The sequence below is a fragment of the Chryseobacterium sp. GW821-FHT04C04 genome (assembly GCF_059420365.1).
The window spans coordinates 860,329-884,096 of record NZ_JBWKTO010000001.1 but is presented as its reverse complement, the minus strand read 5'-3'; the positions used below and the strand labels follow the sequence as shown (position 1 = coordinate 884,096).

22 protein-coding genes and 1 pseudogene are annotated in these 23,768 nt (G+C 35.8%); 14 read left to right on the top strand and 9 right to left on the bottom strand.

Annotated elements, in window-relative coordinates; genetic code table 11:
- The first annotated feature begins 3 nt into the window (after positions 1 to 3).
- The 5 genes from AC07UM_RS04075 to AC07UM_RS04055 all read left to right on the top strand — a co-directional run bounded on the left by AC07UM_RS04075 (position 4) and on the right by AC07UM_RS04055 (position 7,679).
- Positions 4 to 351, top strand: coding sequence for a hypothetical protein (locus AC07UM_RS04075; protein WP_494682367.1), 348 nt, complete (start codon positions 4 to 6; stop codon positions 349 to 351).
- Between the two features lie 192 nt (positions 352 to 543).
- Positions 544 to 1,452: an AEC family transporter gene (locus AC07UM_RS04070; RefSeq protein WP_494682368.1), complete on the top strand. Its 909-nt coding sequence runs from the start codon at positions 544 to 546 to the stop codon at positions 1,450 to 1,452.
- A 133-nt stretch (positions 1,453 to 1,585) separates the two neighbouring features.
- Entirely contained in the window at positions 1,586 to 4,033 is a 2,448-nt protein-coding gene (gene priA / locus AC07UM_RS04065; protein ID WP_494682369.1) for a replication restart helicase PriA, read from the top strand.
- A 161-nt stretch (positions 4,034 to 4,194) separates the two neighbouring features.
- Positions 4,195 to 5,664 (top strand): D-alanyl-D-alanine carboxypeptidase/D-alanyl-D-alanine endopeptidase, encoded by a 1,470-nt coding sequence (gene dacB / locus AC07UM_RS04060; RefSeq protein ID WP_494682370.1) that lies wholly within the window; start codon positions 4,195 to 4,197, stop codon positions 5,662 to 5,664.
- A gap of 83 nt (positions 5,665 to 5,747) precedes the next feature.
- Positions 5,748 to 7,679: a M1 family metallopeptidase gene (locus AC07UM_RS04055; protein WP_494682371.1), complete on the top strand. Its 1,932-nt coding sequence runs from the start codon at positions 5,748 to 5,750 to the stop codon at positions 7,677 to 7,679.
- A 58-nt stretch (positions 7,680 to 7,737) separates the two neighbouring features.
- On the opposite strand, the gene AC07UM_RS04050 is transcribed toward AC07UM_RS04055, so the two are convergent.
- Positions 7,738 to 8,616 (bottom strand): cupin-like domain-containing protein, encoded by an 879-nt coding sequence (locus tag AC07UM_RS04050; RefSeq protein ID WP_236850779.1) that lies wholly within the window; start codon positions 8,614 to 8,616, stop codon positions 7,738 to 7,740.
- A 158-nt stretch (positions 8,617 to 8,774) separates the two neighbouring features.
- Here AC07UM_RS04050 and kbl point away from each other — a divergent pair, with 158 nt between their 5' ends.
- The 4 genes from kbl to gldG all read left to right on the top strand — a co-directional run bounded on the left by kbl (position 8,775) and on the right by gldG (position 13,143).
- On the top strand, positions 8,775 to 9,971 hold the full coding sequence (gene kbl, locus AC07UM_RS04045; RefSeq protein WP_236850778.1) for a glycine C-acetyltransferase: 1,197 nt from the start codon (positions 8,775 to 8,777) through the stop codon (positions 9,969 to 9,971).
- A 171-nt stretch (positions 9,972 to 10,142) separates the two neighbouring features.
- Positions 10,143 to 10,694: a CopD family protein gene (locus AC07UM_RS04040; protein ID WP_494682372.1), complete on the top strand. Its 552-nt coding sequence runs from the start codon at positions 10,143 to 10,145 to the stop codon at positions 10,692 to 10,694.
- 45 nt (positions 10,695 to 10,739) lie between these two features.
- Positions 10,740 to 11,468, top strand: coding sequence for an ABC transporter permease (locus AC07UM_RS04035; RefSeq protein ID WP_124536393.1), 729 nt, complete (start codon positions 10,740 to 10,742; stop codon positions 11,466 to 11,468).
- 4 nt (positions 11,469 to 11,472) lie between these two features.
- Complete coding sequence (gene gldG / locus AC07UM_RS04030; protein WP_494682373.1) at positions 11,473 to 13,143, top strand: gliding motility-associated ABC transporter substrate-binding protein GldG; 1,671 nt, start codon at positions 11,473 to 11,475, stop codon at positions 13,141 to 13,143.
- Positions 13,144 to 13,607: 464 nt separating this feature from the next.
- On the opposite strand, the gene AC07UM_RS04025 is transcribed toward gldG, so the two are convergent.
- The 6 genes and pseudogenes from AC07UM_RS04025 to AC07UM_RS04000 form a co-directional block, all read right to left on the bottom strand.
- Entirely contained in the window at positions 13,608 to 14,696 is a 1,089-nt protein-coding gene (locus AC07UM_RS04025) for a TlpA family protein disulfide reductase (RefSeq protein ID WP_494682374.1), read from the bottom strand.
- Positions 14,697 to 14,702: 6 nt separating this feature from the next.
- Positions 14,703 to 14,954 (bottom strand): hypothetical protein, encoded by a 252-nt coding sequence (locus AC07UM_RS04020; RefSeq protein ID WP_494682375.1) that lies wholly within the window; start codon positions 14,952 to 14,954, stop codon positions 14,703 to 14,705.
- Between the two features lie 112 nt (positions 14,955 to 15,066).
- Positions 15,067 to 15,258 (bottom strand): annotated as a pseudogene (locus AC07UM_RS04015) (hypothetical protein); the annotation flags it as partial.
- A 50-nt stretch (positions 15,259 to 15,308) separates the two neighbouring features.
- Entirely contained in the window at positions 15,309 to 15,491 is a 183-nt protein-coding gene (locus AC07UM_RS04010; RefSeq protein ID WP_494683056.1) for a hypothetical protein, read from the bottom strand.
- Between the two features lie 334 nt (positions 15,492 to 15,825).
- The gene (locus tag AC07UM_RS04005; protein ID WP_494682376.1) at positions 15,826 to 16,464 is read right to left on the bottom strand and encodes a hypothetical protein; all 639 of its coding nucleotides are present in this window, start codon (positions 16,462 to 16,464) and stop codon (positions 15,826 to 15,828) included.
- Positions 16,465 to 16,575: 111 nt separating this feature from the next.
- Positions 16,576 to 17,004: a DUF4268 domain-containing protein gene (locus AC07UM_RS04000; protein WP_109738115.1), complete on the bottom strand. Its 429-nt coding sequence runs from the start codon at positions 17,002 to 17,004 to the stop codon at positions 16,576 to 16,578.
- 151 nt (positions 17,005 to 17,155) lie between these two features.
- On the opposite strand from AC07UM_RS04000, the gene AC07UM_RS03995 reads away from it, so the two are divergent.
- From AC07UM_RS03995 to AC07UM_RS03980, 4 genes are all read left to right on the top strand, one after another.
- Complete coding sequence (locus AC07UM_RS03995) at positions 17,156 to 17,563, top strand: RrF2 family transcriptional regulator (protein WP_103235005.1); 408 nt, start codon at positions 17,156 to 17,158, stop codon at positions 17,561 to 17,563.
- Positions 17,564 to 17,653: 90 nt separating this feature from the next.
- The gene (locus AC07UM_RS03990; protein ID WP_105703122.1) at positions 17,654 to 17,839 is read left to right on the top strand and encodes a hypothetical protein; all 186 of its coding nucleotides are present in this window, start codon (positions 17,654 to 17,656) and stop codon (positions 17,837 to 17,839) included.
- Positions 17,833 to 18,720, top strand: a complete 888-nt coding sequence (locus tag AC07UM_RS03985; protein WP_494682377.1) for a sulfite exporter TauE/SafE family protein — start codon at positions 17,833 to 17,835, stop codon at positions 18,718 to 18,720. The genes AC07UM_RS03990 and AC07UM_RS03985 overlap by 7 nt, the downstream gene beginning before the upstream one ends.
- An 88-nt stretch (positions 18,721 to 18,808) precedes the next feature.
- Positions 18,809 to 19,099: a putative quinol monooxygenase gene (locus tag AC07UM_RS03980; protein WP_494682378.1), complete on the top strand. Its 291-nt coding sequence runs from the start codon at positions 18,809 to 18,811 to the stop codon at positions 19,097 to 19,099.
- A gap of 164 nt (positions 19,100 to 19,263) precedes the next feature.
- On the opposite strand, the gene AC07UM_RS03975 is transcribed toward AC07UM_RS03980, so the two are convergent.
- Both AC07UM_RS03975 and AC07UM_RS03970 read right to left on the bottom strand, forming a co-directional pair.
- Positions 19,264 to 20,556, bottom strand: a complete 1,293-nt coding sequence (locus AC07UM_RS03975; RefSeq protein ID WP_494682379.1) for a T9SS type A sorting domain-containing protein — start codon at positions 20,554 to 20,556, stop codon at positions 19,264 to 19,266.
- A 195-nt stretch (positions 20,557 to 20,751) separates the two neighbouring features.
- On the bottom strand, positions 20,752 to 21,558 hold the full coding sequence (locus tag AC07UM_RS03970; protein WP_494682380.1) for a choice-of-anchor J domain-containing protein: 807 nt from the start codon (positions 21,556 to 21,558) through the stop codon (positions 20,752 to 20,754).
- A 95-nt stretch (positions 21,559 to 21,653) separates the two neighbouring features.
- Between AC07UM_RS03970 and AC07UM_RS03965 the strand changes: the two genes are divergently transcribed.
- Positions 21,654 to 23,759: a TonB-dependent receptor plug domain-containing protein gene (locus AC07UM_RS03965; RefSeq protein ID WP_494682381.1), complete on the top strand. Its 2,106-nt coding sequence runs from the start codon at positions 21,654 to 21,656 to the stop codon at positions 23,757 to 23,759.
- Positions 23,760 to 23,768 lie beyond the last annotated feature (9 nt).

Below are 23,768 nucleotides of genomic sequence, written 5' to 3'. Positions count from 1 at the left end.
CTGATGAAATTAGATTTTATAAAAACCACGATTGCCATTGCCGTCAGCTGTTTGATGGCTTATGGATTCTACTCATTCAACACGGCTCATAACAAAGAATTATTAGCTGCTGGCAGTTTGATTTTTCTAATCCCTACTTTAATTCTGGCAATTGGAGTTCGGTTTAATCTGCCCAGAACAACTTCGCTGGTCAAAACTGTTTCTGCCGTATTTTTCGGATTGGCCATTGTGAGTAACCTTGCTTTTTCATTGATAGGCTTCAGTGATCCGGCATTGTATATTATTATAAGTGGAATTCTGTTCTTAGTGTATATTTTGATTGCTTATTCGATCTCTAAAGCTAAACAATAGGATTGGAGTAGGTTATAAAAAAAATGAATCAACCTTATAGGTTTCAAAAGCCTATAAGGTTTGAAAATAAAAAAAGAAATTTCTTCATTCCAATACTTTGATATTTAGTAGCAATTCTACTCAAAAAAATATAAATTTTACCCTTCCAACTCAAAAATCAGCCGTAAATTTGCTGCATATTTCTTTATAGTTATGGTAAATTTTGTTCTGATTGCAGTGTGCATTATTGCAGGAATGATATTCAAAGCAACAAAATCTATCCACCCCGATGCCCACAAAGGTATCAATACATGGATTCTTTATCTTGCTCTTCCGGCAGTTTCGTTTAAATATCTGCCTAAAGTAAAATGGACAGCTGAAATGTTATTTCCAATTGTGGCCACATTTTTAGTGGCAGTGTTTTGCTTCTTTTTTATGATGTTTTACAGTAAAAGTAAGGGATATTCAAGGCGGTCCAGAAGTACCTTAGAATTGGCAAGCGGTTACAGCAACACTTCTTTCATCGGATTTCCCTTAGTCAGTGCCTTTTATGGAGAAGGGCTTCTAAGCATTGCCGTTATTTGTGATCAGACCATGTTTTTCTCTCTTTCTACACTAGGAATTATTGCCGCAGTGAAAGGAGGAAGTAAATCCGGAACAGTAAGTGCCTTATTTATTTTAAAAAGACTTGTCACATTTCCTCCATTAATTGGTTGTATTTCTGCTTTGGTATTGTCACAATTCATTGATTTTACTGCCGCAGAGCCATTCTTTGATAAATTAGCCTCAACAGTAAGTCCTTTGGCTCTATTTTCAGTAGGATTGCAATTGAAGTTTAACGGTTGGAAAAAACTGATCCCACAAATGTCTATGTCAATGCTTTATAAGCTTATTCTGGCACCGGCCATTGTTTTGGGAATGGCTTTATTATTAGGAATAAAAGGAGATGTTGCAAAGATTACCATATTTGAAGCCGCAATGCCAACATTAGTGACGTCAAGCATTATTGCAGAACAGTTCAAACTGAATACAAAACTGACGAATCTCATCATTGGAGTCAGTATTATTGTGGGATTTTTTACGTCCGCGTTTTGGTATCAGATCACGGAACTTCTTTTTTAAGGACAAATTAATACTATTCTTCTATACCGTTGAGGTTTGCAGTGATTTTACATCTGCCAAAGGGCAGGAAAGAATCTCTGCAAAGTTGCAATTCTCTAAAGAAAAATCTAATTTTACACTTTAAATATTTCCCTTGCAATACGCTCAAATTGTTTTACCCCTGAACCTGAAAGGATCTTTTACGTATAAAGTTCCTGAAGAAATGATGTCTGAAATCCAGCCTGGAATGAGAGTTTTGGTCCCATTTGGCGGAAAGAAGATCTATACGGGAATTGTATTTGAGCTTCATGATAATACACCGGAAAACTTTACAGCAAAGGAAGTCATCAGCATGCTGGATGACAAACCGATCATGCCCGAGGAACAGATCAATTTCTGGAACTGGCTTTCGGAGTATTATCTGTGCAGTCTCGGAGAAATTTACAGGTTTTCATTTCCTTCTTCACTAAAACTGGAAAGTGAAACCTATTTAAAACTAAAACCAGGTGCTGTTGTTGATTTTGAAAATCTGGACGTCAATGAAATGTACCTGATTCAGGCACTTGAAGTGCGACAGCTGATCAATCTGACAGATATTGAAGCATTTATTCCCAAAAAAGATATTATCAAAACCATCAACTCATTGATTGACCTTCAGTATATTGAGATTGATGAAAAAATTGCTGAAAAATATAAAGCTAAAGAAGTAGCCTATGTAAGAATTAATGATGAAATTTTAGTCAATCAGAATCTTACAGAAATTCTTTTAAAACTGAATAAAGCACCCAAGCAGAAAGAACTCTTCCTTCTTATTTTGGAAAAGCAGACAGAAAACCCTGATATCCCTATCAAAAAGGCTGAGCTGTTTGAAGATGGTTATTTCGGGAGCTCTCATTTCAAACCTTTGGCAGATAAAGGTCTTGTTGAAGAGTATTACATGCAGAAAGACAGGATTGAAAGTTATGAAGGCGAAATTGAAGAGCTTGAAGAACTTTCCGAACAGCAAAAATTGGCTAAAGCTGAGATTGATGAAGCTTTTGAAGAAGGGAAAAATGTTCTCCTTCACGGTGTTACATCGTCTGGGAAAACCCATATTTATTTGGAGAAAATTGATGAATGCATCAAAGAAGGAAAAAATGTATTGTTTTTGCTTCCTGAAATTTCTCTTACCAAGCAGATTACCCAGAGGTTAGAAAAAAAATATGGACGACAGCTAGGCTTCTATCATCAGAAACTCACAGATTTTGAAAGGGTAGAAGTATGGAGAAGAGTGAAGCAAAATGATATCCATATTTTGATAGGGACTCGTAATGCATTGTTTTTACCTTACCAGAACCTAGGGCTTATTATTGTAGACGAAGAGCATGATTCGGCATATAGGCCACGGGAAGTATCTCCTTATTTTAATGCTAAAGATGCATCTTTGGTATTGGGAGGTTTTTATAAAGCAGGGGTGATCTTAGGATCGGCAACCCCTTCCGTTGAAAGCTATTACCGGGCCAGAAAAGATAAAATGAAATATGTCTTTCTGACTGAAAGATTCGGGAATGTTAATCTGCCGGAATATGAGCTGATTAATTTCAAAGAAGCCCAGGAATCTAAAAAGGTTTCAGGAAACTTCTCGCTGAAACTCATTGAGGAGATCAAAAAGACCATAGATGAGAAGAATCAGGCAATTGTTCTTCACAACCGCAGAGGATATTCCAATGTGATAGAATGTGAGAGTTGCGGATATGTAAATTACTGCTCCAATTGCGATGTGGTCATGACGTATCACAAAGCAGCCAACGAAATGAAATGCCATTATTGCGGACAGAAAGCTTCAAAACCGAAAACGTGTCCGAAATGTCATTCCGAAAACCTGAACGAAAGAGGAGTAGGAGTAGAGCAGATTCATGAGGAAGTTTCCAAACTGTTCCCGGAAAATGAAGTTGATAGAATGGATGTAGATTCCATGCGTAAGAAATTCGCTTACGAAAAGCTGTATGAGAAGATTGAAGACGGAGAAACAGATATTGTGGTAGGAACACAAATGATTTCCAAAGGGCTTGATTTTGATCATATTGAGTTGGTGGCTATTCCAAAAGCCGATTCCTTATTATATGTACAGGATTTCAGAGCGGAAGAAAGGGCTTATCAGCTTATCACACAGGTCTCAGGAAGAGCAGGAAGGGTTTCAGGGAAAGGAAAAATCCTGATTCAGACCTATAATCCTGATCATTCTGTATTTCAGCTGATTAAGATGAACAATCCTGCGAAGATCTATAAATACATTCTTACGGAACGTCAGAAATTCCATTATCCTCCATTTACGAAGCTGATTATGATTGAGTTGAAGCATATCAGAGATGAAAAAGTGGATCGTGCTTCTCAGTTTTTGGGATCCATTTTAAGAAAATACCTTCCTGAAGATTGTGTTTTGGGACCGGAAAGAGCACAGATCGCCAGATTAAATAACTTATATCAGTTCCAGATTATGCTTAAGCTTCCCCGTGGTAAAAACTATGAGAAATTCAAGAACATGGTTTTGATAAGTTTGAAAGAATTTGACGAAATTACTGCTTATCAAAGTGTTAAAAAAGGGGTTTTTGTGGATTTTTAACAGTTTTTAACAAACTTTACACTCTTTTATAAGGCAATAGTGGTCTGTTATATGACAATAATTTCTACTTTTGGACGTTGATTAAGTGTTTGGCTTTTAAATTGAATGATGTAACCTATCATTTTTTATAGAGTCAAAACTATAAAACAAAAAGAAGATAGATGGTAAATTTCAGAAAATATATTTCAAGTGCGGCGGTGTTGGCTTCTGGTCTTTTCCTGGCTCAATCTACCGTTTCTACCGTTCTTTATTCTCAGAATTATGACAATCAGAAAAGCAGCTTAAATCTGCCTTCGCCCGTTAGTTCGGTAGTGGAGAAAACTGTTTTGTCAGCAAAAGAACTTGTAGACATTAATGTAAACACAATGATGGCGGATCCTGTGCTGAAAAATGCAACCTGGGGATTCGTAGTGTACGATCCGAAAACGAAGAAAGTAATCTCTTCGTACAATGAAAATACTCCTTTAGTACCTGCTTCTACAACAAAGCTACTGACAACGGAAACAGCACTAAACATGCTGGGTGAAAACTACCGCTGGATGACGCAACTGGAGTACTCAGGAACGATAGATGAAAATGGAGTTTTAAATGGAAATCTTTATGTCATAGGAAGCGGCGATCCTTCTTTGGGAACAAACAAAGCAGGTGCAGGATCTTATAGAGACATTATTTCAGATTTCGTAGGTGGAGTTTCAAGAGAGGGAATCAAAAAGGTAAATGGTGATATTATCATTCAGACAGCGCTTTTCAAAGGCAATATTTCAGTGCTTCCGGAAAATGTTGTATGGTTAGAAAACAATAATTACTACCTGCCTGTTGGGACAACTCAAGGAATCAATCCAGCCAACGAAAAACTGATCGTGAAAAAAGGAGGATTTTCTCCAGAAAAGAAATTTTTCTATGTTTCCCCTTACAATCATCAGATGGTATATGCTGAAAAGTATGAGGGCAGTGGGACTTTAACAACCAAACTTCCTGATGCTCCGGCTTATCTTGCCAATTCTTTCAGAACAACACTGGTGAAAAGCGGAATTCCTGTTACCGGAAAAGTAAGTCCGAAAATGACAGATGCAGCACCGGATAGCAGAAAAATGCTTTCAGCATACAAATCCCCGACTTTAGGTGATATTATTTATTATACCAATCAGCACAGTGATAATTCATTGGCAGAAGCTTTGCTAAGAACTGTGGGTTATCAGAAAATGGGTGATCAGACTTCAGAATCAGGAAGAATTGTGGTGACAGGACATTTAAGAGATGCCGGTTTTGATATGAATGGTCTTAACTATATTGATGGAAGCGGACTTTCAAGAAGCAATAACGTAACTCCAATTTCTCAGGTGAAGTTTCTGACTTCTCTGATGGAGCAGAAATATTACAGATCTTACCTTACTTCTCTGCCTATCGGAGGACAATCCGGAACTTTAAAAAGAATGTTCATCGGAGGAGGTAATGGACAGGTTTTTGCTAAAACAGGAACTTTGAATAAAGTAAAAACATTAGCAGGCTACCTGAAAACAAATTCCGGAAAAACATTGGTTTTCTCTTTAATGGTAAATAACTACTCCGGATCAGTAGATATGGTGAAAAAAAGAATGGAGAAAATTCTTGAACCGGCACTGGATCTTTAATTTTTTTTTATTTTATATATTATAACAGCCTTTTAATCATTGATTAAAAGGTTTTTTTTATATTTGATTAAATTTTTCTAAACATGACAAAATTGTACCTTTTGGTGCTGGGATTGCTATTATCTCAACAGTTCTATAGCCAAAAAAATGAGCAAAACACCGATATGAAGGGGTTAATTGAGAAGGAGAAAAAATCCTTTACTCAAAAAATGAATATTGGGAATACCAACCCCAATACCCTGAATTATGACTTACAATACCAGAGAATGGATGTCAGTCTGGATCCTGCGGTGTATAATATCTCCGGATCGGTGACCTCTCATTTTAAACCGACACAGAATATGGGAAGTATTTATTTTGATCTTTCCAATTCTTTAACGGTTTCTCAGGTGAAATATCACGGAACCAATATCACTAGTTTTCAGCAGCTTCCTTCAAAAGAACTGAAGATTGATTTTCCGGCTTCAATTCCTGCCAACACATTAGACTCTCTTACCATCTATTATGCAGGAGCACCGTCTACAAGTAATGATGCTTTCAAAACAGCTCTTCAGAGCGGAACTCCGGTTCTTTCTACATTGAATGAACCTTATGGGGCGCAGGACTGGTTTCCAACCAAACAAAGTTTGAATGATAAGATCGAAAGATTTGATTTTAAAATTACAACTCCATCCAATTACAGCGTTGCAGCCAACGGAAAACTGATGTCCGAAACTTTTCCTACGGGATCTACGAAGCTTACCTTCTGGAGAACAATGTATCCCACACCCGCTTATCTGATTGCACTTTCGATTACTAATTTTGTTAAGCTTACTGATACCATTGGAAACCCTCCATTTCCTTTTGTGAATTATATTTATCCGTCTACTAATTCAAACGCCACCAGTATGGCTAATATTAACTGGACGAAACAGATCATGAATACTTTTGAAACTTATTTTGGAACGTATCCTTTCCGCAATGAAAAATACGGTCATATGGAGTTTATGTATGGAGGAGGTATGGAGCACCAGACAATGTCTTCTATGGGAGGCTGGAATAAAATACTTATCGCTCATGAGCTTGCCCATCAATGGTTTGGGGATAAAGTAACCTGCGGTGCATGGAATGATATCTGGCTAAATGAAGGATTTGCTACTTTTGGAGAGCATGTTGCCAATGAAAAATTACTGATGACCAACACGGAATTTATGAATTTCCTGCAAGGCCAGGCCAATTATATTATGGGAAGCTCGGCAGGAAGTGTTTATGTACCGGATACAGGACTTTCCAGTATCAATAGAATATTCGACAGCAGGCTGACGTATTCTAAAGGGGGCTATATTTTGAGAATGTTGAAATGGGCTTTAGGCGATGCTGCTTTTTACCAGGCACTTAAAGATTATCATGCAAGACCGAATCTGGCGTACAGCTATGCACGTACCAGTGATTTTAATGCTTCTTTGCTTCAGTCAACAGGAACAGACTTTACAGAGTTTTTCAATGACTGGGTATATGGAGAAGGATATCCTACGTATACTATAAAATGGATGCAAGGCGGGAATCAGGCTTTGTTTAAGGTTTCTCAGACACAGAGTAGTCCTACTGTAAGCTTTTTTGAAATGCCCTTACCTATTAAGGTGACAGGAACTGCTGGACAAACCGCTTATTTTGTGCTTAACAACACTTCAAATAACCAAAGCTTCCTGCAGTCGGTAACTTTCCCTATTGCAAATGTTCAGTTTAATTACGAATACCAGATTCTGGAGAAAAATTCTACCGTTACTCAGGACAACACTTTAAGCGTTTCTTCTGTTGAAAAGGAAAACTTTGGATTATATCCGAATCCTGCAAAGAATGAAATTAATCTGAAAGGAATTAACAGAGCTGCAGATTTTGTGATCCATGCTATTGACGGAAAACTGGTAGGAAAAGGGACCTATCAGCCGGGTAAGGCAATCGGAATTTCAGAATTAGTTCCTGGAGCGTATATTATTACTGTGGATGAGAAAAATATCAAATTTATCAAACATTAAATACCAGTAATGAGTAAATGATTGCTCTGCTGGATACATTCATCATAAAAAGAAGCTTTCAAATTTGAAAGCTTCTTTGTTTTCTTGCAGCTCGGGCCCCTCTAGCCCGAGCTACTTTTACCTTATACTTAAACCATCTTTCTTTAAATACTTTGCGCATAAAATTATCAAAGTGTCGGGTGATGACTAAGTTTTTAAAGCCGCGCCATTTTTCTATCGGACTTGATGGAAGGGCTCTCAGGGACACAGAATATCCTTCAGTATCATATTGTATGTAATGCCACCATCCGGACGGAATATAAAGGGTTTCGCCGGGATGAAGGATGGCTTCATAGCCGTTTAAATAGAGTAGAGCCGGGTATTTTCTGTAATCAGGTTTTTTTATCTGGGTGAGACTGTGGAAATTAAAAGGGAGTTTGTACATGAAATCTGATTGTTCCCAGGGAAACAGCCAGATCCTTTTAATGCCCTGAAATTGGGTAATAAAAACATGAGACATGTCAATATCAATATGATTTCTGGTAACAGAACCCTCACCTCCAAAAAACATAAATGGAAGCCATTTTAGTATTTTGCCATCCGTAATGTCATTGTATATAATATCGTTTTTAAGTTCAGGCTTTATTTTCAATAGGTTAAATAAGAAAAGCCTGTGCTCGGTGGGAGTAGATTGTATCAGGTCAAGATATTCTGAAAATGTAGATTGTGCTATGGGATCACTTGCCACTCTGTCCAGGGAATCCAGTTCGCTGCCGTATATATTCACGATATGATCTCCTGCAATTTCCTTGAAATAATTATAATTCCACTTTTTGAAGGCAGGGCTCTCCGGGTGTACAAAATCTTTAAGAATAATGGGGATTCTAGGCTTCATATGGCTGCTAATAAAGGTTGCAGAGTCAATTGTCTTTATTTTTTGTACCGGCTTTAACTTCATACTCTCAAATTTTAAGCAAATATAAATATTATCCTACTAATTTTGTAGACTAATAGTGTTAAAAGTGAAAGTGATATCAAATTTTTAGAATTAAGCTTATAAAAGGTTTTATTTTACTGCCTTTTTAGTAAATTAGCACATCTAAAAAATTACTAAAAATGATCTCTGAAAAATACCTTCAACATTTACAGAATGAACTTCAGAATATTGAGAATGACGGACTTTACAAAAGAGAAAGAATCATCACTTCTCAGCAGAGTGCAGAAATAGAAGCGAACGGAAAAAAGCTTTTGAACTTTTGTGCCAATAATTATCTGGGATTATCCAACAATCCGGAAGTGATGAAAGCTTCTCAGGAAATGATTCAGTCTCATGGATATGGAATGTCATCGGTACGTTTTATCTGCGGAACACAGGATATTCACAAGGATTTGGAGAAAAAAATTGCTGATTTCTTGGGTCTTGAAGATACAATCCTTTATGCAGCTGCATTTGATGCTAATGGTGGTGTTTTTGAACCATTATTTACAGAAGAAGATGCTATTATTTCAGATGAACTGAACCACGCATCAATCATTGATGGTGTTCGTCTTTGTAAAGCAGCAAGATATAGATATAAGAATAATAATATGGCGGATCTGGAAGCTCAATTGATTGCAGCTTCTGAAAAGAATCACCGTTTCAAAATTATTGTTACGGACGGAGTATTTTCAATGGATGGTATCGTTGCTGACTTAAAAGGAGTTTGTGACCTTGCTGACAAGTATGATGCTTTGGTAATGGTAGATGATTCTCACGCAACAGGTTTCATCGGGAAAACTGGTCGTGGAACTCACGAAGCTAATGAAGTAATGGGGAGAGTAGATATTATTACGTCTACATTAGGAAAAGCTTTAGGGGGTGCTTTAGGAGGATTTACTTCCGGTAAAAAAGAGATCATTGATATGTTGAGACAGCGTTCAAGACCTTATTTATTCTCTAACTCTCTTGCGCCTGGAATTGTAGGAGCTGCTTTAAAAGTATTGGATATGATTTCTGACAATACTTCCCTTCGTGATCAGGTAATGGAAAATGCAGATTACTTCAGAACAGAAATGAAAGCAAAAGGCTTTGATATTCCAGATGGAGATGCTGCAATTGTTCCGGTAATGCTTTATGATGCTCCACTTTCTCAGAAAATGGCTGAAAAGCTTATGGATGAAGGAATCTATGTAATCGGATTCTTCTATCCTGTAGTACCGAAAGGAAAAGCGAGAATCAGAGTACAGTTATCTGCTGCTCATACCAGAGAACATTTGGATAAAGCGATTGCTGCTTTTGAAAAAGTTGGAAAAGAATTAGGAGTGATCTCTTAATCGTTGAATTGGTTACAACAATGAAAATATAATGTTCGGCTCGGGCAGCTTTGCTGCCCCGAGCCGAACTATTTTTTATATAAACCCATTTTGATTGGATTTTCCTGATCAAAAGAAATTTATTTTTAACAATTATATAATAAGCTTATCTTTGCTGTTAATTTTTTCTGAATGCTTTATACAATAATCAAAGCGCTGCACATTATTTTTATGGTAAGCTACTTTGCGGGAATTTTTTATCTCGTAAGGCTTTTCGTGTACTATAAGGATACCGATGAATTTCCGGAAGAAAAAAAGAAAATTCTGAGAGAGCAGTATACCTTTATGGCCAGAAGGCTGTGGAATATTATTACCGTTCCGGCGGGAGTAATTATGACAATATGCGGATTGGTTATGATCTTCCGAAATCCAGGATTGATGCAAATGGGATGGTTTCATTTGAAACTGACATTCCTTATAGGGCTTGCGATTTACCATTACTGGTGCTGGAAAAAAGTGCTTCATTTAAAAGCATTGAATGGAAATACACTGCCCACTGCCAATATCAAACTGAGACAGGCGAATGAAATTGCTACATTCATTTTGTTTCTGGTCGTATTTACGGTCATTTTAAAATCAATGGCAATTGAATACTGGTGGCAATTAATTACAGGATTTTTCGTTCTTGTATTTCTGATCATGATGACCGTGAAACTGGTTAATAAAAATAAAAAAAACAAATAATTGTAGAGGAGGGTACATGTCCTTTTTACATCTTACAAAAAAACTATGATTGCAATTTTAAAGAAAGAACTTTGGAGTTACTTTGGAAACTGGAGCGCATGGGTGATCATTGCCGCTTTCAGTTTGATAGCGACTCTTTTCCTGTTCTTTTTCGACAACGATTCTAATATTTTTGAGATCGGGATGGCCTCTTTGCAGAGCTATTTCGTATTGGTTCCATGGCTGTTGATGTTTATCATTCCGGCCCTTTCTATGAAAACTTTTGCAGAAGAACAGCAAACAGGAACATTAAACTGGCTTTTTTCACAGCCACTAAGAGTTTCAGAATTGGTCATCGGAAAATTTCTTTCCGTATGGGTTGTTGGTATTTTATGCCTTATTCCATCATTAATTTATCTTTATACGGTATATGTGTTGGGAGTTCCTGCAGGAAATATTGACCTTGGAATGACTTTCGGAAGCTATCTTGGGCTGATTATTTTAATTGCAGGATTTGCCGCTGTAGGTATTTTGGCTTCTTCATTATCACAGAACCAGATTATGGCTTATCTGTTGGGCGTTTTCATGTGCTTTATTATGTATTTTGGAATCGAACAGCTGGCGAGCTATAAACTATTGGGAGGAGCAGATTTTATCCTTCAGAATATAGGTTTCTACCAGCACTTCTTAGGCTTTACAAGAGGGCTTATTGATTTTAAAGATGTGGCTTATTTTATTCTTGTCATCGGAGCATCATTAGTATTGTCTAATCATTTTATTAACAAAAAGAAGTAAAAACATGAAGAAGATCAATGCTAAATCTCCACTGGGAATTTTCTTATTTGCGATTGTTCCCTTGGTTATTATCCTGACGTATTCGGGAATCAGATTAGACTTAACAAAAGAAAAAAGATATACCCTTTCCGATAACACGATCAAAGTACTGGAGTCTGTAAAGAAACCTCTGACTGTTGAAGTGTATCTGGAAGGAGACTTTCCGGCAAGCTTTAAACAGCTTCAGAGCGAAACGAAATTTATGCTGGAGGAATTCAGAAAAATTAATCCGAAGATTGATTTTAAATTCATCGATCCTATTAAAACAAAAATGTCTCAGGATAGCCTGATGGCAATGGGCATGCAGCCCTCTATTCTTCCGGATGTAAAAGATGGAAAGATCTCACAGATCACCCTTTTCCCATACGCAGTCATCAAATATGGAAGTGACGGGGTTTCTATTCCGTTGGTTGTTCAGCAGGCAGGAATTGATGCAGATCAGCAGCTTACAAGATCTATTGAAGGACTGGAGTACAATCTTGTTTCCAACATCAAAAATATTGCTGCCGCTAAGAAAAAGAAAGTCGGAATTCTGGTTAATCATGATGAATTGAACCCAGATGAATTTCAGGGATTCGTACATCTGGCCATGGAAAACTATGATGCAGGACCCATTATTCCTAGAAACCAAACCGAACTTTCTTTAGAAGATATTCCATTATTGAAGCAAATGAGCGCTTTGGTGATTGCAAAACCAAGAAAAGCTTTTACAGATAACGAAAAAGTGATCCTTGATCAGTATATCATGAACGGTGGGAAAACACTTTGGATGATTGATGCCGTAAATGCTGAAATGGATACGCTAACAAGATCCAAAAAAGTAATGCCTTTCCCGGTAGACATCAATATGACAGACTTCTTTTTTAATTACGGGATAAGAATCAATCCTGCTTTGGTAAAAGACGTTAAAAAGTTTGCTTTATTAAGACTTGTAACAGGTGAAGTAGGAGGGAACCCTCAATACACAAGCCTGCCTTGGCCTTATTTTCCATTGGGAATTGCAGAAAATAACAATCCGATCACCAAAAATATCAATCCTGTAAAATTTGAATTCCCAACTTCTATCGATACTTTAGGAGGAAGAAAGAATATCAAAACAAAAGTTCTTTTTGAATCCAGTGAAAGAACATTGCTGAAACAGGTTCCAAACTATGTAGATCTAAAAGAAATTGCAAGCGTAGACAGTCTTGGACAAATGGAAAAACCGAGTACACCTAAAATCTTTGCTGTAGCTTTGGAAGGAAAGTTTAATTCTGCGTATGCTTCCAGAATTGAAAGGAAATCTTACCCTGGATTCAAAACTTCAAGTCCTGAAAATAAAATGATCATTATTGCAGACGGAGATGTAGGAAGAAATAAAGTGATCAAAGGAAAACCGCTTCCGCTGGGAGTAGATCTGCTGACGAACGAACAGTTCGGAAACGAGCAGTTCCTTAGAAATGCTTTAGACTATTTGCTGGATGACAGCAATCTGATGGAACTGAGAAACAGAAACATCGAAGAAAGACTTCTGGACAGACAAAGAATTACTGAAGAAAAAGCCAACTGGCAGTGGCTGAACTTACTGCTTCCACTGGTAATTATTGGTCTTATTGGAGGATTGTTCTTCTGGTTGAGAAAAAAGAAATTTGGATAACATAAATAAAATCCCGAAAGAGAGCTCTTTCGGGATTTTTGTTACAAAAGGATCATTAATACCCACTTCGGTTCTTGTGATTTCAATTGTTTCCATTTTGTTTTTTTTGGTTGTTGATTAGTTTTTACCCTCTTTATAATGAGTAGGTAATTCCCAGGATGAATTCTCAATCAGTTATTCGGAGATAATAACGCTCTTCTGATCTTCCTGATTGAGGAACTCAAAGTAACAACAACAAAAAGAGCAATGTTAGAGTATAAACAACCAAATATTATCTTGCGTGAAAATACTTAATAATCTGCTTAATAAGTGGTTGGTGTGTTTGTGTGGTATCCCGATGAAATAACGATTCTAAAGGATGAAGACTTTTATTTTGATTAAGCAGAACCTAAAAAGGATGAAAAAACCTCACATAATGGTTTTTTCATCCTTTTTTAAGAATACTATTATACTGAGTACGGATATTATTTATTAATTACTCTATTAAATTCCTCTTCACCGGATAATCCTGTAGAAGAAGACAATACCTTCATATTATTGTCAATTAGAATCGTATAAGGAATCGTATTATTAAATTTAAACAAGATTTGGAGATCATTATAAGCAGGGTTTTCATTGTTTATTATAAATTGTTTCCAGGACATTTTCTCCTCTGAAAGTGCTTTTTTCCATGCATTATTTTCCTCATCTATAGATATTGAAATAAATTCTACATCTTTATTGTACTTTTCATACTCTTTTTTAAGCATCGGAATTTCCATTCTACAAGGACCACACCAACTAGCCCAAAAAACTAAAAGATGTTTTTTATAATTTTTGTCCAGTACTGAAACTTTCTTTCCATTCAAATTTTCCAGTTCAGGAATTTTAATATCTCCAATTTCTTTTGCTTTATTATTATACTTTAGGAGTTTTTTGTAAGGTTTACTTTGTTTTACCTCATTATCAAATAACTGTAAAAATTCTTCAGTTTGACTTGTGTTAAATACTGTTTTATTTCCTATAATACTGTATAAAATATGATAGGAATAAGGATGTTTTCTAATTTTTTCTCTAATCATATCTATATTACCAGGACTATTATTTGTAAAAATAGCATCACCCGTATCGTATAGCGCTTCGGTTTGTTTTCCTGCCTTTATTCGGGGACTATTCACAAAAATTACACTTGGAGATGGTGTAAAGTTTACTGGAGTATATTCTTCCATGTTTCCTTTTATTGTAATTAAAGGATCAGACATAAAAGTTGGAGATCCCCATTTAGGAACGTTAGTAATAAATCCGAAAACTCTTTGAATATTTTTTTTATCTCTGTGAAATATCCCAATATAGACAGGTGATTTTTCTTTAAAATCATGGTTGATTTCAAAGTGTCCTTTTATTGTTTGTACGCTGTCTATTTTATCAAGCATTGTTCCTGTCCATAGATAGATAATACCGTCAGGAAGGTTGGGGATATCCCCAACAATCTTAACACTTTGCTTTTTATTGCATGAATAAATACATGTCAATAAAATTATAAAATACAATAGAATATTTTTCCTTATTTTCATACTAATTTAGCTTAAATCTGTACTTGCACCTATGCCGGCTTTACCAGTACAACGGCTCACACCACTGTTAGAAGTAATTGCATGACTATTTCCTGTACCTGTTTCACAATAATAACTTCCACTCCAGGTTACTCCATTAGAAGAAGAGGTATTCATAACATAAGCACATTTTCCAGGGTAAGTTATCCATGATCCGTTAGCTTGCTGAACAGATAAAGAACAGGGATCACCTACATTCCCTCCAAATACATCTTTCAATTCGTTTCTTGATAGTTTTTTAAATTTTTCATGTTTTTTTGTGTTTTTAAGATTGAATATCAAATGTATAAATATAAATCAAATCAAAGAGAGATATTTTATTATGTTAAATTTATAATAGAAGTCCTTTTAATTCCACCGTTAATTTATTATAAGTCAAAGTACAGGCTTTAATATTTGTAATAAAGTGCATGAATCTTTCATTTGGACTCATCTTTCTTGAATTATGTATGAATACAAATTCATTAACATAGGCTTTTAAATGCTTTTTTGAAATAACTCTATAAACACCAATTATTTTTCTTTTTAAATTACCCTCTCAAAAAAAAATTTTAATACAATTTGTATCACCATTTACATTTTCTTTCCATGATTAAGAATCGAATGATTAAAATGTTTATGTAAATCATTATATGCTGTCCATTTATCTATATAAGCACTATCAAGAAAATTAACAGCTTCTAAAATCATAGGTTTTAGTTCTTCATTGTCTACATATTTTACAAGATTTGTTAAGACTTTTCCTTTATGCTGTATTAGTCCAAAAACAGAGCAGGTCTATAACAAAAAAGAAACCCGAAGGTTTCTTTATTTTATTTTTTCAGTGGAGTTGTTTTACAGCTTTTGATTGTATTTTATCCACTCAATACAGATGTAATTTTTTCTACAATGATTTCTCTGAGTGATAGTAAAAAGCCTGTCACTGAGATCTTATAAAGGAATCTCTACATAGCCAATCCATCTGGATCTATCTAAAGATATTAGATAAACCGAACAGGTTGGAAGTGAGGCTATTCCTAAAAAAAAAATGATATTTATTTCATGTACTAGTTTACTAGTTTTGATGTTGTTGGTATAAAAATAATATAAATTATTGTTGATAGGCTTCTGTTGGGAGCAAAGCTGCTGTTTTGTAATAGCTGATGTCAGTAGAAATCTGTGCCTGAAGATCCTGGAAAGTATCATAATCATAATGGGCCCAGCTTTCATCATCATCGGGATCAGAGGTCTTTTTTACAGCCAGCTCCAGTTTACCGTCTTCCTGATAGCTGCATTCTATAGCTGCATATTTTTCACCATTTTCGTCAGTGGTATACCAGCATTTTATGGTTCTTTCAAGTTGGGGTTGATGAGTTTCATTATCAATAACCTGGGAACAGATAAAGTTTTCAGGATCATCTGTTTTGAAAGCCGTTTTAGAAATTAAAGGCAGATCGTCGACGGATAAGGAATATAATTTATTGGTGGAAATAATAAATCCGTCAGTAGTTTCTTTTTTTTCAATATCAAAAAAGTCTGACTTTTCTTTGAGATAATCTACTACCTGTGCCTCGTCTTCATCGCTACTTAGAAAGTAATTGATATTGTAAACACTGTCTTCGTTGATAAATTCAATTTCTTTCAGGAAATCGGAACCTTCCTCATAATAATACAGATGATATTCGTTTAGCTTCACAGCATTATTTTTGGAAATAATCTCTCCAAAAATGTTTTTGTACACTTTTTTCATTTTTAATCATGTTAGTTAGTTTCATCTATTAGTTTAAGTGGTGGTCGCAAAGATAAGTTTTCTTTTTTATCTTAGCTTGAAGCGTAAAATAGTATTTATTTCGTAGGTATATTATATATCCTTTATAAAATCCTCATATTCGTAGTAAAACCTCTCAAAACCGTCCATTTTGTCGATAAAAAATTCAAAAATTTCTTGCCAGGTATTTTTATTAAAAATAGAAACATTGTGTTTTTCTATCCATATTCTGCTGATAATCTTGCCGTTTTCAAGGATGAAGTGTTCATCTTTCTGAAAATCTCCGACAAAATCTTTTAAAATATCTTCCAGTGACCAGATCTTTTCATAGTAAGCGTTTCTGAAGATTTCGTCTTTCATTTCGATATCAAGAGAAACCTCTGCTTTTTTATTGTCGGCAGAAAATTTAAATGCCATGTCCTTGATTTTGGTATCATAAAGAATCCATTTTCTGGGAAATGATCTTCCAAAAGCGGTCCAAAATTCCTTTTTTAATTGCTGTGCCTCTTGTTTACTGAACATATGGCAAACATAATGATTTAATAGGAGAAAGGCAAAAATGTGGTATTGAAACCGTAAAATTACGGATGCACAAATTTCCACTTTTACTCTTTTAGAATTTCATTCTTCCACCTTTTTTCAAATATTAAACAATTTTCTTACTTTTGCTGTAATGCTTTCAAAAAAATCTCAATATGCGTTTAAGGCACTTTCATATCTTGTAGAAAAAAGAAATGAAGGTCCAATTCTTATTTCTGAAATTGCGGAACACAAAAGAATTCCTTTAAAGTTTTTGGAAAATATTCTGCTTGAATTGAAAAAGGCAGACATTCTTGACAGTAAAAAAGGAAAGGGTGGTGGATATTTTTTAAAAGAAAATCCTGAAAATGTGAAACTGGCAAAAATTATTCGTCTTGTAAACGGGCCTATTGCCATGCTTCCTTGTGTAAGTCTGAATTTCTATGAAAAGTGTGAAGACTGTAATGAAGATCACTGCGGGCTTCACGATGTTTTGATAGAGGTTCGGGATGCTTCACTGAATATTCTGGAAAGTAAAACTTTAATGGATCTGGTCGACTGACCTGATCCTTTTTTTTTGAATTAATAGTCTACTTATTTTGTAGGATAAATATTTTTATCAGATATTTGCATGACTTCAAATGAATAAATTATGATTTCAAAAGAAGAAGCAAACCAAATACAAAAGTTTACAGATTCTATAATAACAGCAAATTCAGCTGTTGCATCCACTTTATACGGAAAGAAAACCATTTACAGTTCGGAGAAAGATACGCAGTCAGCTGTTTTTATAGTTGAAGCGCTTGTTAATGAAGAAAAAGATTCTGTGATATGGTGATTTCAAGAAAAATTCAAGTAAGGCTTAATGTCCTTTTTGTGACAGCTGCCGTTATATTCATTTCAGTTTTTTCAATGTATGAACTGGGATATCTGGATGAGCTCCTGAACATTTTAGCAAAAGATAATTATATTTTTTACTGGATGCTTCTGGTAGGAGTTTTTGCAGAAATCGTGGCAGGGTCAATGGGCATGGGATACGGAGTCATCTGTACAACCACCCTTCTGCTTCTGAATATTCCGCCGCATATTGTGAGTGCAAGTATTCATTCTGCAGAAAGCTTTACGACAGCTGCGGGAAGTATCAGCCATATCAGGTTGAAAAATGTCAGTAAGAGCTTGGTGAAGAAACTGGCTATTCCAGCTGTTATTGGGGCTATTATTGGGGCAGTAAGTCTCACTTACCTTGGAGAATATTATGCAAAGATCACCAAAACATTGATTGCTTTTTATACTTTATACCTCGGGATTCAGATTCTTTCGAATGCTTTTAAAGAAAAACAAAGTAAGGCATTGAAAAGGAAAACCAATCTGACAAGGCTGGGAGTGATAGGAGGATTTATAGATTCTTTTGCCGGTGGCGGATGGGGACCTTTGGTAACCGGAACCTTGATTAAAAATGCTTTTACTCCTAGATTTGCTGTAGGAAGTTCTACCATAGCCAAATTCATCCTTACCATCACAGCTGCTGTTACCTTTTTCTTTACTCTGGGAATCCAGCACTGGAACATTATTCTTGGTCTTTTAATAGGTGGAATTATTACCGCTCCTTTTTCTGCAATGCTTACGGCTAAACTTCCTGTAAAGAAAATGTTTGTGATTATAGGAACGCTGGTGATTGTAATGAGCTCTATAACTATTTATAAATCAGTTTTAAATTAAAAATTATGCATGGTGTGGAAAAATAAAAGCCTTAAAAAGATATTCGGTTTTGAAAATATTTTACTTTTACATCACTAAATATTAGAACATGAATTTACATATCATTGCACTTTTTAAGTTTAATGAAAATTATCTGATGGATGCCGTAGAGCTGTTTCAGAAGCTTGTGAAAGAAACAAGAAAAGAAGAAGGCTGTCTGCAGTATGACCTTATTGAGGATAAAGATAATAAAGGAACTTTCTTCCTGATCGAGCTTTGGGAAAGCGTTGAACACCACAACAGACATAACGGTGAGGACCACCTTTTAGATTTCCGTAAAGATGCTTCCAAAATGTTGGAAAGCGCAGCAGAAGTGTATAAAGGATTTAAAATATATTAATGTAATTGAAAGATTTACGAGTGCTGCATAGCTATTTGTTGTATGGGTAACTCCAAAGTCTTTTTATTTTTTAGTCTTTAATTATTAAAAAATAAAGGGCGGTTTCATACTATTGAAACCGCCCTTTTATTAGAAAAAATAGAAAGTATTAAAATAAAAATATCTTATTTTACGATCAGCTTTTTCGTCTCCGATTGGCCGCCGTAAGTAATTTTTACAAGGTAATTTCCTGATGTAAGCGTAGAAAGATTCAAATCCTGTTTGTAGAATCCTGCCTGGTTGCTAAGTTCCGCAGAGTATACTTTTTTTCCGGTAAGGTCATATACCTCTACACTTCCTTTATTACCTGCTTTTTCTTTAACATCAAAAAGAACAGTTACTTTTTTGTCAGCTGTAGTTGGGTTAGGATAGATCCCGAAAGATGCTTTTTTCCCTACTTCAGTAATTCCTAAAGTCTCCGTTATTTTTTTGTATTTGAAATGCATATCTCCGGTAGTCGCTCCACCGTTTGTTGTGAAGTACATTCTGTAATAATCGCTTCCTTTTTTAACATAGTATACAACATCATTTTTTACTGTCCCGATTCCTTTCCATGAGTGACCGACAGTAGTGATTGCGGATGCAAAGCTTGCACTTGCAGGGATTGTATAGGCCGCTGTTTGCTGGGTTTCAGGCTGTACCATTGCTACTTTAACATTAGGACTTTGGATTGCTCCAGAAAGCGGATACATCTGCACGCCCATATAGAAAGTATAATATTTGGTGAATACAAAATCCCATGCAGTTTTGGAAGGTTCTAAATTGGGAACTTTAGCCCCGGTATCAAAAGAGAAATAGTTGAAGTAAGAATCATCCGTTCCATTAGCGATTGTTCTTGTTTCTGTGGCACCCCATGAAGTACCGTTCCATTTTGAATATCTGAAAGTATACCCTGAAAAGGCATCTTCGATAGCAAATTTAATGTATACCCCTGAAGCATATTTTAATACAAAAATAGCTTTTCCTTCAATATGGTGATTGATTGGGTTATACACTCCCCATCCTGTAGAAGGTATATTGGGGTTGGCTCCTGTTACAGGTCCCTGTTCAAAAGCCCCCTGGCTCCAATCAGTAGTCTGATCCGGGTTATAAAGAGGGGCACCCCACGAAGCTTCATTGCTGATGTTGATATTATCCCAGTCTGCTAAGTTGGTTGAAGCAGTGTATACCAGAATATCTTTTGCATCATTTACTCTTGATCCGAAAGCATAGTTTGAATTTCTATAAAAAGCCACATCCCATGTATTGGCAGGTTGAGAAACCATATTACCATCTGCCAGATTCACAAACACTCGGTTTTGATATCCGCCTCCCATTGTCATATTTACCTGTGAGTATCCCAATGCATCAGTCTGTGCCAAAACAGTCTGCTGAACAGACAATGCCAATACTGAAGCCAATAATAGTTTTGTTTTCATAACTTATTTTTTAAATCCTTATTTAGAATGATTCCACAAAAGTATATAATTATTTTTAATCATTCTAAATAAAAACATGATTTTTATCGTGTTTTTATTTGAATAAAGAGAGCATATAAGAAATGTAAGAGCATAGAAAAGCCGGCAGGACTAGTCCTGCCGGCTTTATAAAGGTAAATAATAGTCTAATAAACCTTATTTTTTGATGAATTTTGACTGGATCAATTTTCCTTCCGCAGTTTCAATATTCATATAATAAACTCCTGTCTGAAGGGTATTGATGTCGAATCTTTGTCCGTTTAGCTTTCCTTCCGCTACTTTATTACCTGCAGCAGAATAGATTTGGATGTTCTTAGGATCTTTTTTTACGATAAATTCCAAGGCAGTCTGATCAGCATTTAATGCAAATCTAAAGTTTTCTGTTGCTTTATTGTGATCAGATACTCCTAAAGAAGCAGTAGTATTATACACAACATTGTCTATTTGAATCGCCGTGTGAGAAGCTGTTGGTGTAAATTTGAATACAATATAAGATCCTGTAGAAGCAGGAATATTTACACTTATATTCTGAATCGTACCAATAGTAAGTACACTAATAGGACTTCCAACAGCAACAAATGTTGACATATCTGTTGGATTGGAAGCTACCCCTACCTGGATCGTTCCGGTGCCGGGAGACTGAACAACCAGTGTTGTATCAAAAGTTAATGTTTTATTTCCTGTAGGTACTTCAATTTGTGGAGTGATCAGGTAAGATGTTCCTGTTGCATTATTACCTGCATATGACTGAACGGCTCTGTTAGGATCTCCTGCTACAAGCATTCTTGGAGGTACAGGAGGAAACTCACCCGTGATAGGAGCAACAATGGCAGACCATCCAAACTGTGGGAAAGTAGTATTTCCAAGTGTGAAATTGTTAAAATTTTCATTAAGAGTTGACACCTGAGCATTGGCTGTGAAGGCAGTAAGCATCAGAGTCCCTAAAAGTAATTTTAATCTCATGACTTTATTTTTATTTAGAATTATTCCACAAAAATATACATTTATTTTTAATGAGTCTAAATAAAGTTTTATATTTGTCGAAAATTTGTACCCTTATGAAGAAGAAAGTGCTTTCCGTTCTATCATTATCCATGGCTTTGTGGATGAATGCACAAGAAAAGGATTCTCTTAATCAAAAGAAAATTGATGAAGTTGTTATTACAGGACAGTATATGCAACAGTCTGTCAACAAATCTATCTATAAGGTTGATGTTATTGATGCCGAGCAGATCAAAAATATGGCCGCAACAAATGTTGCTGAAGTGTTAAATCAAAGTCTTAATATACAGATTAAACCCGATACCCGTTCCGGAAATTCCACGGCCAATATTATGGGACTTGACGGCGATTATGTAAAAATTCTGATTGATAATATTCCGGTAGTAGGAGACACAGGGCTGGGAAGTAATATAGACCTTACAAAGATTACATTGAGTAATATCGAGAGAATCGAAATTGTAAAGGGAAGTATGGGCGTTGAATACGGAAACGGAGCTGTAGCAGGGGTGATCAACATCATTACAAAGAAAACCAGCACAAAGAAAATCAGTGTAAGAGGTTCTCTTCAGGAAGAAACAGTAAGAGATCAGTACGATATTAAGAAAAGGGGAAATGGCCGCCATATTCAGAACCTGAATGTAGATTATAACATCGATAATGAGTGGTTTGCAAGTATCAATTTCAACCATAACCAGTTTATGGGATATACAGGGGAAAGCAAAGGATACAAATATTTCGGACAGGATGGGCAGAGAGGTTACGAATGGAATCCGAAAGACCAGTACGATGCTTCTGCATTATTAAGATATACAAAAAATAAAACGACATTTTTCTATAAACTGTCTTACCTTAACGAGAAATTCAATTTCTATAACCCTGAAGTAAGCAGAAATCCACTTAATGATGGTATGGGCGGAGTCTCTTATGAAAGTAGGGACAGAAAGTACAATACCGACCGCTGGGTTCACCAGTTCAATATTCAAACCAATTTGGGACATATTCGATATATGGGAGATTTCTCCTATCAGAATCAGGATAGAAAATATTTCGACTACAATTACGATATTCCGAACAGAGTTGTAAAGAACCAGCAGGAAGAAAAATCTTATTATAAAACAGATGTTATCTACTCAAGAGGAATGTTCAGCAATTTCCTGGACAGTAAAGTCTTTGATTTCCAGTTGGGATATGAATTAGATTATACCAATGGTTATGCGGCACTAATTGCAGGAGATTTCTTTGGAGAAGCGGTCAAAAGAAAAATATTTACCTATTCCAATTTCCTCTCTGCAGAATGGAATGTTTCAGATAAATTCTCCTTAAGACCTGGAGTAAGGCTTTCATTGAGTGAAAACTTTAATAATCAGTATAACTATTCTTTGTCTGCAAGATATAAAACGTCAGAAAATTCAAACCTGAGAGCCGTTTTGGGATCTGCCAACCGTTTTCCTAAATATGATGAGCTGTATACTTATTTCGTGAATCTTAATCATGATGTACAGGGAAATCCGGATCTGAATCCTGAAAAAGGATTTTCTGCGGGACTTTTCTGGAACCAGAATTTTATGGTTGATAATGGATGGAAAATTGCTTACGGCCTGGATGCTTTGTATCTAGATGTCCGTGACAGAATTGAAATGGTGATGGTAAAAGAACCTTCTACTTATAAGTATATGAACCTCAATACGTATAAGAATTTCTTATTCTCAGCCAATGTAGATTTCAGAAAAGACCAGTTTGCCCTGTCATTAAGAGGATCTCTAAACGGAACTTCAGTATCCATGAATGAACTTAAGTCCACTTCTCCTACAGATTTTCAGTATCTTATACAGGCAGGAGCTTCGGCAACCTACAAACTGAAAAACACCGATACCAACTTTTCCCTTTACTATAAATACACCGGCCCGGACAGAATTTATGTGTCTGATGGAGCCAGCGGCTTCCGTCTGGGAAAAACGGATGCATTTCATATGATGGACTTCATTGTAAGCCAGCCTTTTTGGAATAAACATTTTGAAATTTCTGCCGGGATAAAAAATATATTTGACGTCACGCGTCTGAACTCAACTGCTATTGCTGGTTCTGCTCACAATGCAGCCAATGGAGTAGTTAATTTATACTATGGCAGAAGTTATTTTGCCCGATTAATGTTTCAATTTTAAATAATAAGT